Here is a 13776-nt window from a genome sequence, read left to right on the forward strand (position 1 = left end):
GCCACAACACTTTTTATATCATAGCACTTATTTGTTAACGCTGTGTAAAGCAATTTATTCGATTTTACAATTCACTTCTTCAGGCCTAGATTTCTTCATCCTGTATCAGGGGAAGGATTACCTTGAACGTTGTACCCATGCCAAGTTCACTCTCAACCGATAACTTGCCGTGGTGCAGCTCAACCAGATGTTTCACAATGGATAACCCAAGCCCCGTACCACCAGAGTTGCGTGATCTTCCTTTGTCTACCCTGTAGAAACGTTCAAAAATTCTCGGCAGGTCCTTCTTCGGAATACCAATCCCGGTGTCCGATACTGCAAATACCACCTGTTCCTCGGTTTCACCATGTTCGACCGTCACCTGTAATTTGACACGTCCCCCTTCAGGAGTGTAGTTAATCCCGTTCGAGAGCAGGTTAATGAAAATCTGTTTCATTTTATCCTCGTCGGCCTCGATATACAGCTCCTCCGGCACAAACATCTGCAGTCGAATCTGCTTCTTCTCTGCCACTTTGGATAGTGTACCCAGAACCATCTCGAAGAACGAATGCACATGTACAGGAGAACATTGCAGCGGCGCCCGTTTGGATTCGATCTTGGATAACTCCAGAATATCCCCGATTAATCGGTTTAATCGATCCCCTTCGTCATAGATGATCTGCAAGAATGACCGTTCCGTCTCTTTGTCCTGCACTCCCCCGCTAAGCAGCGTCTCAGCAAACCCTTTGACCGCGGCCACAGGAGTCTTCAGTTCATGGGAAACATTCGCAACGAACTCACTGCGCATCGATTCCAGTCTGCGTATCGCCGTAACATCCTGCAAAAGGAACAGCATCCCGCGGTATCCGCCATCATCTTCGGTCATCGGAACACCGTCAATACGAATTAGACGTTCCTCCGGGTTAAAAATACTTACCTCCTCATGCATCCGTTCCTGAACAGCTACACTTTCTTCAATCGTCCGTGTCAATTCATAATGTTTCTTCAATTCAATATAGGGTTTACCTGTCACGCGTTCGGATTGAATACCCAGCATACGCTCTGCTTCCCGGTTTACCAGTGCAATGGATTGGGACGCATCAATCATGACAATGCCGCCTGCCATGTTGGCCAGGACACTCTGGAGTAATGCCTCATTATCGCGAATCGTTTTGAGCTGAGTCTGTAGACTGTCAGCCATTCCGTTAATCGCCAGCCCAAGCTGTCCAATTTCGTCTCTGCGTGTGACCTCTACCCTGGCATCATACTCCAGTTTGGTTATCCGGTGAGCTACCTTCGTTATGTGTTCAATCGGTGAGGTTAACCCCCGAGCAACCCGGTAACTGACCAGAGCCACAATCAGGAACAACAGTCCCAAGGCTACAAACATGATTAACCAGCCGCGCTGTAACCCCTGATCCACAGCAGCCAAACTCATGGATAATCGGATGTAACCATCGAATTCTCCGCCTGGCACTTCTACCATGTCACTTTGATCCGAGTTCACGGGCAGCGCGACATATAACATATCTACTCCCAGCGTCTCACTGAAACGGATGGACTGGCCATAACCATCACCAACTGCACCCTTGATTTCTTCCCGGTCCAGATGATTATCCATTGTAGCAGGATCACTCTCTGAATCTCCAATGACCGTTCCATCCCGATTAATAAACGTTACCCTGGAATCGGTGAGCTTTTCCAGCTCGCCTGCCCGATCCGAATAGTACTTTCTTGTTTCTGCCGAGGTTGGATCGGTTGCATCGTGGAAAGGAAACGTTGCCTTGAGCAAATTGATTTCACGCACCATCGTTTGCTCCAGTGCTGTGGTGTGTGTTGTTTTAAATACTCTGCCCATCGTATATCCAGCCACAATGACGGATACACCAATCAATATCATCATGATGATGGAAAGGCGAACTCGAAACGGTCTCATTAATCTCTTCCTTTTTAGTTAATCTCAATTATAGGTTAGTTCACTCTATCCGATCGCCACGTGTACCTGGCAGTGAAACAACCAGAAACTCTACTTCATTTGCACTTGTATTTTGCATCTGATGAGGCACTCCCGGTGGAATCTCCAGTCCTTCATGCGGCTCAAGCGTATACTCCACGCCATCAAGCTCCATACACGCCACTCCGTGCAGGACAAAAAAGAATTGGCGGCTTACGTTATGGTAATGACGTATTTCAGCTGTTCCTGCAGGCATGCGCTCATGAATAATGCTTAAACCCTCGTTCTGCACGAGATGCCATCCATCACATTGAGCACCCCATATGTAATGCGCTGCGTTTTGTTTGCTAATCTTCATGTTGTATCCTCCCGATCGGTATGTTCCGTCTATCATATCACAGTTGCCTTTGGGACAGATTCGTTTCTAATTGAAACAGATACGACATGAAGTACTTTTACTGTACGAGGTCCAAGAGAACATGTATCAAGAATATCATGTAACTATCATTTCTGATCCTGACTTTTGTAAACATAGCACAGAAATTCGGGATCATTGTCAAAAAACATAAAGACGTACCGCCAGCATTAGCTGAACCGATACGTCTTTAGATATGTGAGTTGAAAGTATTAACTCGAACTGAGCTTCATATTATCCGTTAACGACTTCGCCACCGTTGATGTGAATGACTTGTCCACTCACATAGGATGAATCATCCGAAGCCAGATATACGTACGCAGGAGCCAGCTCATCCGGTTGACCAGGACGTTTCATCGGCTGCGTAGCGCCGAACTCGCTCACTTTTTTCTCATCAAATGTCGATGGAATCAGTGGTGTCCAGATTGGGCCTGGAGCTACCGCATTTACACGAATGCCTTTCTCAACAACGTTCATGGACAGAGAACGTGTGAACGACGTAATCGCTCCTTTGGTGGACGAATAGTCGAGCAGAGTTGGACTACCTCGATAGGCTGTGATGGACGTCGTGTTGATAATTGTGCTGCCCTGCTTCAGATGTGGCAGGGCGGCCTGCGTGATATAAAACATCCCGAAGATGTTGGTGCGGAACGTCCGCTCCAGCTGTTCAGGCGTAATATCCTCCAGCTGCTGCTGTGGGTGCTGCTCGGCTGCATTGTTAACCACAATATCCAGCTTGCCCAGCTGCTCCACTGTCTGTTGAACAGCTTTCTTGGCAAATGAATCATCACCAATGTCTCCGGCAATCAGGATACACTTGCGTCCTTCCTGTTCCACTTGACGTTTCGTTTCTTCTGCATCCTGGTGCTCGCTGAGGTAAACAATGGCTACATCTGCGCCTTCTTTTGCATACGTAACGGCAACGGCACGTCCGATTCCACTGTCACCTCCGGTAATAAGGGCAACTTTGTCCAATAATTTGTCAGCCGCCTTATACTGCGGTTTTTCGAACTCCGGCTTCGGGTGCATCTCCGATTCAATTCCGGGACGCTGGTCCTGATGTTGTGCTGGCATCGTTTTTTGCGTTTGTGTATTGGTTGACATTTCACATTCTCCTCTCAAAATGAATGGCTGTATACTTCTCATTCTGTAGGATGGCATGAACAGTGCAGATTATTCCTGCTGCAGCTGACATCATCCAAAACTCACTACGGCTGTCTCGATACTTACTTACCACTCTCTTTTGGAGGTCAAACAGAAAATAGAATGAATTATAAATTACACCAAATTTCGATTAATTTTCGATAATGACCTGTTTCATGACACAAATTGTATTCCTATGCCGCTTGGGCTGATGTACAATGTACAGTATACAAATGTGATTTTAGTACCTTATACCCGGTATATATCCTGCGTTCGATCAAGCATCTCAAATAACAGATTCTCAATCTGACATGGAGCCAAACAATGGAATCGCACATTAACGCTTATATATCCCTTGTAACCACCTCAGCCGTCCTGAATGTTTTTTTGTGTGTATACACCTATTTTAGAAGAGCAGAAATTTCAAGAGCTAACGTATTTATGCTCTATACGGCTGCCTTATCCGTTTATACTTTTGGTTATGCAATCGAACTCGCCAGCAATACACTCGAACAAATGAAATTCTGGACGGTAGTGGAGTACATGGGCATGCCTTTCTCCGCCTCCCTCGGCTTGATCCTGATGATCCAGTACACGGGCAAGTCACTATCGAAAAAGGCTACTGCAGCGCTGTTCGTCATTCCGACGATTACGTTCTTTATGGTTGCAACCAATGACTATCACCATTTGTTCTACAAAAAAGTATGGCTTCGAACGGATAGTTCTGTTCCTCTGATGGATATTGCCGCTGGTCAATGGTATGTTGTTCACGGTGCATTTACGTTTTCATGTCTGTTATGTGCGTGTCTGATCCTGATTGCGCAATGGAAACACACCAAGAAAATGTATCGCCGTCAGCTGCTTACATTGATTACTTCTCAATTGATACCGATGACAGGTGCCTTTCTTTACTTAATGGGACTGACTCCAGGAGGAATGGATCCCGTCCCGGTACTCATGTGTGTCACTTCATCCATGTACATCTGGGCAATCCTGTCTTCTCGTCTGTTGACCATCGTTCCTATTGCCAAAGACAGTATCTTTGAGAGCATGCGCGAGGGCGTTATTGTTCTGGATGGTTCGAATCGTCTGGTCGATTACAACAAAGCGCTGCGCGGTATGCTGCCTGAACTGGAGACAAGCATGGTTGGACAGCCGCTGAATGATATCTGGCTTTCACTGGCCGGCGAGACTTTTCCCGTGGAATACGGAAGAGAAGGCCTACAGACGGATCTCTATTGGCAGTTGCATGGGCAGACGGTCTGTTATCAGGTCAGAACATCTTATGTGTATAACAAAAACGGAGAGGCCGTTGGAAGCTTGATCATGCTTATCGATATTACAGAGCAGCGGTTTCTGCAAGAACAATTGAAGCAGCTCGCATATTTCGACGGTTTGACCAAAATATACAATCGAACGCAGTTTCTGCATAAAGGCCGTGAAATACTGAACGAGGCACAGCTTAGTCATCAGCCTGCATCTTTTATTCTATTTGATATCGATCATTTCAAACGGATCAACGACACCTATGGACACGAAGTTGGGGATCAGGCCCTTGTTCACGTCGTCTCGGTATGTAATCGTTATTTGAACTCTGAAATGGTGTTCGCCCGGTATGGCGGAGAAGAATTTGTCATTGCCCTGCCAAATGCAGCTCTTCAGGATGGAAAGCGGCTAGCCGAGCAGTTACGTGTGGCTTTGCTGAATGACCCTCTTCATGTGGAGGGGAATCTTGTACCCATTACTTCAAGCTTTGGCGTTGCCCAGTATAGCAGTGAAACGGATTCACTTGAATCCTTGCTTCGGGATGCCGATAGTGCATTATACGAGTCCAAACGAAATGGACGGAACGCTGTATTTGCTCATTCAGTCAGCCTTGCCTAATCCAATATGTTTAACAAATAAAAATAGACAGCCCCATGGGTTGTCTATTTTTGATACTAACACTATTACCCTACCAGGCTTGTCTACCCGCATTTTATGCAAGCGTTTTAGATTTACGTTAACAGACTGTATCGAACAACAATCTTGCAGATAACTAGTTAGATTATCGTGCGATCAACCATAAGATAAACCATAATGAGCAAGAGGACAGCCAGTATTGTACTGAACGTACGAATCTTGCCCTGCTCCGGGCTCACATCACGGTTGCTTTTTACACCTTCTGCTGCCAAACGCAGCGGTTTACCCATAATACCGCCAATGGCAGCAATGGCGAGCAATAAAACAACAACGACACCCATCCACAGGTGGGAATATTCACCCTTCGTCATCAGGTATCCCCCTGTGAGAAGCTGGATAACCAACCCATACTGGGCGATGCGGTTCAATGAACGAACGGATGTAAATGCGCCTTCCTGTGCCGCAGCATTCAGCGTGCGGATCTTACCAACGACGAACGGCAAGATCAGATAGAACCCCATAGATAGCGCTCCGATGATATGGAGCAAATACATAATCATTGTCAAAATTTCCATCCTCCTCAAATTTTCAGTGTGCGATACATCACATCCCATTATACTGGGGAACTTATCCAAAGAAAAGAAAACCTCCGAGTTTCCGGAGGTTTTCTCACTTTTCATGTTCAAGAAGTTTTCAAACTTATATGGTCACGACTGAAATGACGTTTCGAACAGAATCCGCAGATTTGTCGAGTCCCGCCTTTTCTTCAGGTGTGAGCTCGAGTTCAAATACTTTTTCAATCCCGTTACCACCCAGAATGGTTGGCACACCGAGGAATAAGTCGTTATAACCATACTCGCCTTCCAAGTAAGCAATCACTGGGATGATCCGTTTTTTGTCCTTCAAAATGGCTTCGGTCATCTGAACCAGTGAAGCTGCTGGGGCATAATAGGCACTTCCGTTACCCAGCAGATTGACAATTTCGCCGCCGCCAACACGTGTGCGTTGTACAATGGATTCAATGCGATCTGCCGGGATCAATGTATCGATTGGAATACCACCAACGCTTGAATAACGAACAAGTGGTACCATATCGTCTCCGTGGCCACCAAGAACGAAACCACGAACATCCTCAACGGACACATTTAGCTCTTGCGCAATGAATGTGCAATAACGCGCTGTATCCAGGACACCGGATTGGCCGATAACTCGGTTTTTAGGAAATCCTAGTGTTTTATATGCAGCATAAGTCATCGCATCTACCGGGTTACTCAGAATAATGACGATGGAATCAGGGCAATATTTTTTCACATTTTCACACACGGACTTCACGATTCCAGCGTTGGTATTGACCAGATCATCACGGCTCATTCCCGGCTTGCGGGCGATGCCTGCAGTGATAATCACAATGTCTGAACCTGCCGCATCTTCGTAGTTTGAAGTTCCGACGATATTGCTGTCAAAGCCTTGAACAGGGCTCGCCTCAAGCATATCGAGTGCTTTTCCTTTAGTCGGGTTTTCTAATTGAGGAATATCAACCAGCACAACATCTCCAAGCTCCTTTTGGGCAAGCATTAGAGCGGTTGTTGCTCCGGTAAATCCGGCACCGACTACTGTGATTTTTTTGCGCTGAATAGTCATGCCTCTCAACTCCCCTTACAGGTTTTTAATGATTTGATCAGCGAATTCAGAGCATTTAACTTCAGTAGCACCATCCATCAGACGTGCGAAGTCATACGTTACGGTTTTGTTGTTGATGGAAGTTTCCATACCTTTGTAGATCAGGTTTGCTGCTTCTTGCCATCCCAGGTGCTCAAGCAACATAACACCAGACAAGATAACGGAACCAGGGTTCACCACGTCTTTGTCAGCATACTTAGGTGCAGTACCGTGTGTAGCTTCGAAGATCGCATGGCCTGTTACATAGTTGATGTTCGCTCCTGGAGCGATACCGATACCACCAACTTGTGCAGCAAGGGCGTCGGACAGGTAGTCACCGTTCAGGTTCAATGTAGCAATAACATCGAATTCACCTGGACGAGTCAATACTTGTTGCAGAGCAATGTCGGCAATCGCATCTTTAACGATGATTTTACCTGCATCTTCAGCTGCTTTTTGAGCCGCATTCGCTGCATCTGTACCTTCTTTTTCCTTGATGATATCGTATTGTGCCCAAGTGAACACTTTATCGCCGAACTCTTCCTCAGCGACTTCATAACCCCAGTTTTTGAAGGCACCTTCAGTAAATTTCATGATGTTGCCTTTGTGTACCAATGTCACACTCTTACGGTTGTGATCGATGGCGTATTGAACTGCTGCACGTACCAGACGTTTGGAACCTTCGGAGGAAACTGGCTTGATACCGATACCTGAAGTTTCAGGGAAACGGATTTTGTTAACGCCCATTTCCTGTTGCAGGAACTGAATCACTTTTTTCACTTCATCGGAACCTTCAGCATACTCGATACCTGCATAGATATCTTCTGTATTCTCACGGAAAATGACCATGTCTACCAGTTCAGGACGTTTAACCGGGGAAGGCACTCCGTCGAAATAGCGTACAGGACGCAGGCAAGTGTACAGGTCAAGCTCTTGGCGCAAAGCTACGTTCAGGGAACGAATTCCGCCACCGATTGGCGTCGTCAGAGGTCCTTTGATGGCTACGATGTACTCACGAATGGCTTCAAGCGTATCATTTGGCAACCACTCACCGTATGTATTGAATGCTTTCTCACCAGCAAACACTTCATACCATGCGATTTTTTTGCTGCCATCATATGCTTTTTCAACAGCTGCATCCAATACACGCTTGGAAGCTTTCCAGATGTCGCGGCCTGTACCGTCACCTTCGATAAAAGGAATGATCGGGTTATTAGGCACTTGCAGTGTTCCGTTATCAATCTGAATTTTTTCCCCTTCAGTTGGATGAGCGAATTTTTCTAATTTCATAATCATAATTCCTCCTTGAGTGTTGGTATAATTCCGGTATCATGATACCGCTTGTCTTATCGAAGGAAGGGTCTTGATGTCTGACCAGGCTTGCTGCCAGTTTTCGGGACCCTTCACCCCATCCAGTTTATTATACTGGTTTTCCGTCTATTAGCGAAGCTCAACTGAAATGTAACGCTGATCCGTTGGACCTGTATATTCTGCACGCGGACGAATAATGCGGTTATCCGCAAGCTGCTCTAGAATATGAGCTGTCCATCCGGATACCCGGCTGATGGCAAAGATCGGCGTGAACAGTTCCTGTTCGATACCCAGCTGGGTATACACGGAAGCGGAATAGAAATCCACGTTCGGCTTCAACCCTTTTTGTCCGGTAACCAGTTCTTCAATCTTCACAGACATCTCATAAAGGCGGGTATCATTGTTCATGCTGCCCAGCTCTTTGGACATCTTCTGCAGGTGTTTGGCACGTGGGTCACCATTTTTGTATACACGGTGTCCGAAGCCCATGATTTTCTCACGATTGTTCAGTTTCTCCTGAATCGCTTCTTCCAGACGATCCGGCGTGCCGATCTCATTCAACATTTTCATGACGGCTTCGTTCGCACCACCATGCAGGGGTCCCTTCAGTGCGCCAATAGCGGAAGTTACGCCTGAATAAATGTCGGAGAGCGTAGCTACGGTTACCCGTGCTGCAAACGTCGAAGCATTCAGTTCATGATCCGCGTGCAGAACCAGAGCCTGATCCAGCGCTTTAACTGCCGTATCGGAAGGTTCTTCACCAGTCATCATGTACAGGAAATTCTCAGCGATGGAAGCGCCTTCTTTAGGAGCCACAGGCTCTTTTCCCTGACGGATGCGGGCGATGGCCGCCACAATGGTTGGCAATTGAGCTTGCAACTTGACCGCTTTATTTTCATTAGCTTCAGCTGTCATCTCGTCAGCCTGCTCATCATACAGCCCCAGAGCGGATACTGCAGAACGCAGTGCTGCCATGGTACTCATGTTTTTCGGATACAATCGGATTTGTGCAATCAACTCGCTCGGAATCGGCGCGTAATCGCTCAGGCTTTTACGAAGGGATTTCAATTCATCCGTATTGGGCAATTTGCCGAACCACAGCAAATAAGCAACTTCTTCAAAGCTTGCGTGTTCAGCCAAATCGTCAATATTGTAGCCACGGTATGTAAGTACACCGTCTACAATGGAACTGATCGAAGAGGTTGTTGCAACGATGCCTTCCAGACCTTTGGTAGCTGTCATATTACATCTCTCCTTTAATAAACGAAATCAAGAAACCACAAAGCATGATGAAGCTCTTAGAAAAGCATAATAATTGGTGTTGAAAACATTTACAATTCATTAAATAGTAAAACCGTCAAAATTCGGGTTTCTTATCTGTCAATCGGTATTTCCTTATAACATCATACTGGATTTTGTCGGTTATGTGAACATCACCAAAGGCCATTCGCACATCAAACTTCTTTATCACGCCTATAAATCATTTTTGAAAGCCTTTACAAAAACAAGGTTGACATTTTATCCTATTTATATAATTCTGTGCGCTGCTCCATGAATATTGCTATATATCCGTGTGTTCTGGCATACTCTAGGCAAAAGAAAATAAATGCTCCTTGGCAGGCCAAACAAACGTTTCAAAACGCTGCAATTGCTCTATATTAACTAGATAGCTTCTATGCTGATCGAAATTATTAGAAGGAGACGTGACGTTTGGATAGAATTATTGTGAAACGCCTGCTGCGCGGCTTGTGGGTCATTATTGCGACCGTTCTGATCGCCTTTGCCATATACTTGCTGTTCCCGCTTCTATACCCCTTTGTCATCGCATGGATTATCGCTTATGCGATGAATCCACTGGTGAAGCTGCTTCAGGACAAAGCCCGCTTTCCACGCTGGCTAGCTGTGACCCTTTCATTGATCGTCTATTTTGGTGCTATTGTTGTGATACTTTCCGCAGCAGTAACCCGGATGGTAAAAGAAGTCATATCACTCACCACGAGTTTTGACCTGCATGTGGACGAGATCAAGGAAACCTTTATCCGCTGGACCCAAAACGATGCAATTCAGAACTTGATCGAACAGATTAACGAATTTTATAAGGAGAACCCTAACTACCAGGAAACGATCAACAGCAATATCAGCAAAACAACCGAAACGGTAGGTACGGCTGTCAGCGATCTGGTTACTGGTTTTTTCAATATGATTTTGGGTCTGCTGACCTCCCTTCCCAACATGGGAGCGGTATTAATTGTCGTTCTGCTCTCCACGTTCTTTATTAGCAAAAGCTGGACCCGCCACGGCATTACAGTCTCCGGATGGGTGCCTTCTTCAATCCGCAAACCGATTACGGACATATGGAACGACTTAAAGAAAGCATTGTTCGGTTATGCCCGTGCTCAGCTGATCATGATTTCCATAACTGCGGTATTTGTCATGATTGGATTGCTCATCTTACAGGTGAAGTCTGCTTTCACCATTGGATTGCTAATCGGGCTGGTTGACCTTCTGCCTTATCTTGGCGTTGGGCTGGTCATGGTTCCATGGGCAGCATACCTGTTTATGAACGGAGACCTTTATCTTGGGATTGGTATTTCGGTCGTTTATCTCATCGTACTGATTGCGAGACAGATCATTGAGCCAAAGGTGCTGGCAAGCAGTGTAGGTCTGGATCCACTTGCGACACTGGTGGGCATGTTTGTTGGATTGAAGCTCTTTGGCGTACTCGGCCTGATCATCGGTCCAGTCAGCTTGGTCATCCTCGATGCATTCAATCGTGCGAATGTGCTGCGCGACCTGAGAACGTACATCATCAATGGCCGGGTCCGGTAGCATTTGTACATCTTTTAATACATCAAAAAGGCTCCTTCCGCAGAAAAAGATCTGCAAGAAGGAGCCTTTAATAATAAACCAACACCATATTACGGACGGCGGTAGAACGTGATGCTGCCGTTTTTCATTTTTTTCTCAAGCCAACCCAGGAAAAATAAGCGGTACACAGCACGTGTTAACGGAAATACCAGAGTAAATCCGATGATATCCGTAACAAACCCAGGAATCAACAGCAAGAAACCACCCACAAAAATAAAAAGTCCGTCTACCATTTTCCGTCCAGGCACTTTACCGCGTTCCATCTCGGTTTTGGCATCGACGAGTACTTTTCGCCCTTCAAACTGCAGCATCGCTATACCAATCAAGGACGTGAGAATCATGAGAAGCAAGGTCTTCCCGGCTCCGATCCAGTCACTCATCAGAATGAATCCAAACAATTCAATAACCGGAACGAATAATAATATAGCCCACATCCATTTTCGCATTACAAATTACTCCTTTCCTGAGAGCCACACTTTCTCCAGTGCGCTATAGAGCTCAGGGGCGGCTTTATCCAGTCTTACCGGCTTCCAATCTCCATTCACCCACACATGCTGGGTAGAGCCTGTAACCAGTCGTTCTCCCGGAAGCGATTCATCAGAAGCCCATATCTGCTCTCCAATGCCGAATTGTACAGCAAGGTCTTCGGTCATGCGTCTTACGTCGTACTCATAATTTAATCGCAGACCACTAAATGCAACAATTCGGGTGAATATCATAATCTCATCATCATACTTTGCAGGCTTATGATACTTCACATCCAGTCCAGTTACGGGAAGCAGTAGCCCCTGTTCCTCCATTTTACGATATGTATACCCCATTTGGCGAATCATCTCGGTTCGACCGATTTCAAACCAATTCAAATAGTTGGCGTGATAGACCACACCCATCTGATCACTCTCTTGATAGCGCACACGCAGACGTGCAGCATACCAGTTTCCATGGAGCTGTTCTTGCATGTTACCCGCCTCCTTCGGTCTACCCTTTATACGTATTTATTCAGTGAAAAGTCTCATAAAGATGGAAAAAAGCAACGGGACAATTGCCCCATTGCTTCATTCCTGTTTTGATCCGTCTCAAACTTAATCGTTCAATTAAGCGTTGTTTGGAATTTGGCTTACTTTGATCAGGTTGGTGGAACCGGAGCGACCCAGAGGTACACCCGCAGTGATGACAACCAGATCACCTTCTTTGACGATTCCGGATTTCAAACCGCCTTCGATTGCATTCTCAAACAAGGAATCCGTTGAGTCACAACGTCTGCCTTTCACCGGTGTAACACCCCAAGCCAGTGCAAGACGACGAGAAGTTCTATCTTCCGTAGTCACAGCAATGATAGGAGCTTCCGGACGGTATTTGGAAACCATACGAGCCGTATGGCCAGATTCAGTCGAAGTGATGATCGCTTTTGCGTTCAGATCTTGTGCGGACAGCGCAACGGATTGGCTGATTGCCTCTGTAACGGTGGTTTGTTGTGCAACACGTTGTTTCAGATACAGCTCTTGATAAGGCAGAGCGGACTCTGCTTTTTCAGCGATACGGGACATGGTCAGAACGGATTCAACCGGGTATTTACCCGCAGCTGTCTCACCAGACAACATGATTGCATCGGTTCCGTCGAAGATCGCATTCGCAACGTCACTTGCTTCCGCACGAGTTGGACGCGGGTTGCGCTGCATGGAATCCAGCATTTGTGTAGCTGTAATAACCGGTTTGCCTGCAACATTACATTTTTCGATCATGCGTTTTTGTACCAATGGTACTTCTTCCGCAGGAATTTCCACACCAAGGTCACCACGAGCTACCATCAAGCCATCAGACACTTCAAGGATCTCATCCAGGTTGTCTACGCCTTGTTGGTTCTCAATTTTGGAGATGATTTGGATATGTCCAGCATTGTGCTTCTCAAGCAGTTCACGAATCTCAAGCACGTCACTTGCTTTACGAACAAAAGAAGCCGCGATGAAATCGATACCTTGCTCGATACCAAATACGATATCGTTCGCATCTTTTTCAGTGATACCCGGCAGAGAAATGGCAACGCCCGGAACGTTAACACCTTTTTTGCTTTTGATCGTTCCGCCGTTCACGATACGGCATTTGATCTCGGTGCCTTGCACTTCCACCACAGTCAGTCCGATCAGACCGTCGTCGATCAGAATTGTAGATCCCGGCTCAACATCATTTGGAAGATCTGCATACGTAATGGAAAGACGTTCTTTGGTTCCCAGAATTTCTTCTGTTGTCAAAGTGATGTACTCGTCCTGAACCAGTTCAATCGGTTCAACTTCGAGTTTACCTGTCCGAATTTCCGGTCCTTTGGTGTCCAGCAGGATTGCTACGGTTTTGTTCAACTCTTCGCATGCTTGGCGAATCGCTTTGATCCGTCCGCCGTGCTCATCGAAATCACCGTGGGAGAAGTTCAGACGGGCCACGTTCATACCGGCCATAATTAGTTTTTTGGTGTTCTCCAGTGATTCACTGGATGGACCAATCGTACATACAATTTTCGTTTTGCGCATTTTGGGTTTCCTCCGATTTTAAA

General features: G+C 46.2%; 12 protein-coding genes. 2 read left to right on the forward strand and 10 right to left on the reverse strand.

The annotated features are described in order from the left end of the window. Nucleotides 1-85: 85 nt before the first annotated feature. The 3 genes from pnpS to CHI14_RS09085 all read right to left on the reverse strand — a co-directional run bounded on the left by pnpS (nucleotide 86) and on the right by CHI14_RS09085 (nucleotide 3452). Nucleotides 86-1915 carry a two-component system histidine kinase PnpS gene (gene pnpS, locus CHI14_RS09075; protein ID WP_095288118.1) on the reverse strand — a complete coding sequence of 610 codons (1830 nt, stop codon included), beginning with the start codon at nucleotides 1913-1915 and terminating at the stop codon, nucleotides 86-88. A 40-nt stretch (nucleotides 1916-1955) separates the two neighbouring features. After that, entirely contained in the window at nucleotides 1956-2291 is a 336-nt protein-coding gene (locus tag CHI14_RS09080) for a cupin domain-containing protein (RefSeq protein ID WP_095288119.1), read from the reverse strand. Between the two features lie 291 nt (nucleotides 2292-2582). Then, the gene (locus tag CHI14_RS09085; protein WP_170948066.1) at nucleotides 2583-3452 is read right to left on the reverse strand and encodes an SDR family oxidoreductase; all 870 of its coding nucleotides are present in this window, start codon (nucleotides 3450-3452) and stop codon (nucleotides 2583-2585) included. A gap of 363 nt (nucleotides 3453-3815) precedes the next feature. Here CHI14_RS09085 and CHI14_RS09090 point away from each other — a divergent pair, with 363 nt between their 5' ends. Beyond that, nucleotides 3816-5375, forward strand: coding sequence for a histidine kinase N-terminal 7TM domain-containing protein (locus tag CHI14_RS09090; protein WP_095288120.1), 1560 nt, complete (start codon nucleotides 3816-3818; stop codon nucleotides 5373-5375). 158 nt (nucleotides 5376-5533) lie between these two features. Here the strand turns inward: CHI14_RS09090 and CHI14_RS09095 are convergent, their stop codons facing one another. The 4 genes from CHI14_RS09095 to citZ all read right to left on the reverse strand — a co-directional run bounded on the left by CHI14_RS09095 (nucleotide 5534) and on the right by citZ (nucleotide 9605). After that, nucleotides 5534-5959: a hypothetical protein gene (locus CHI14_RS09095; RefSeq protein WP_095288121.1), complete on the reverse strand. Its 426-nt coding sequence runs from the start codon at nucleotides 5957-5959 to the stop codon at nucleotides 5534-5536. A 133-nt stretch (nucleotides 5960-6092) separates the two neighbouring features. Next, nucleotides 6093-7034: a malate dehydrogenase gene (gene mdh / locus CHI14_RS09100; RefSeq protein ID WP_095288122.1), complete on the reverse strand. Its 942-nt coding sequence runs from the start codon at nucleotides 7032-7034 to the stop codon at nucleotides 6093-6095. A gap of 15 nt (nucleotides 7035-7049) precedes the next feature. Continuing rightward, entirely contained in the window at nucleotides 7050-8342 is a 1293-nt protein-coding gene (gene icd, locus CHI14_RS09105) for an NADP-dependent isocitrate dehydrogenase (RefSeq protein ID WP_095288123.1), read from the reverse strand. 150 nt (nucleotides 8343-8492) lie between these two features. Continuing rightward, nucleotides 8493-9605, reverse strand: a complete 1113-nt coding sequence (citZ, locus tag CHI14_RS09110; RefSeq protein ID WP_095288124.1) for a citrate synthase — start codon at nucleotides 9603-9605, stop codon at nucleotides 8493-8495. 468 nt (nucleotides 9606-10073) lie between these two features. Between citZ and ytvI the strand changes: the two genes are divergently transcribed. Further along, nucleotides 10074-11192: a sporulation integral membrane protein YtvI gene (ytvI, locus tag CHI14_RS09115; protein WP_095288125.1), complete on the forward strand. Its 1119-nt coding sequence runs from the start codon at nucleotides 10074-10076 to the stop codon at nucleotides 11190-11192. Between the two features lie 89 nt (nucleotides 11193-11281). Here the strand turns inward: ytvI and CHI14_RS09120 are convergent, their stop codons facing one another. The 3 genes from CHI14_RS09120 to pyk form a co-directional block, all read right to left on the reverse strand. Continuing rightward, entirely contained in the window at nucleotides 11282-11677 is a 396-nt protein-coding gene (locus CHI14_RS09120) for an FxsA family protein (RefSeq protein ID WP_095288126.1), read from the reverse strand. Between the two features lie 6 nt (nucleotides 11678-11683). Next, entirely contained in the window at nucleotides 11684-12190 is a 507-nt protein-coding gene (locus CHI14_RS09125) for an acyl-CoA thioesterase (RefSeq protein WP_095288127.1), read from the reverse strand. Nucleotides 12191-12325: 135 nt separating this feature from the next. Beyond that, a complete protein-coding gene (gene pyk / locus CHI14_RS09130) occupies nucleotides 12326-13753 on the reverse strand; it encodes a pyruvate kinase (RefSeq protein WP_095288128.1) in 1428 nt (475 codons plus the stop codon). Nucleotides 13754-13776: the final 23 nt, after the last annotated feature.

This window comes from Paenibacillus sp. 7516, from assembly GCF_002272715.1.
GTDB lineage: Bacteria > Bacillota > Bacilli > Paenibacillales > Paenibacillaceae > Paenibacillus > Paenibacillus illinoisensis_A.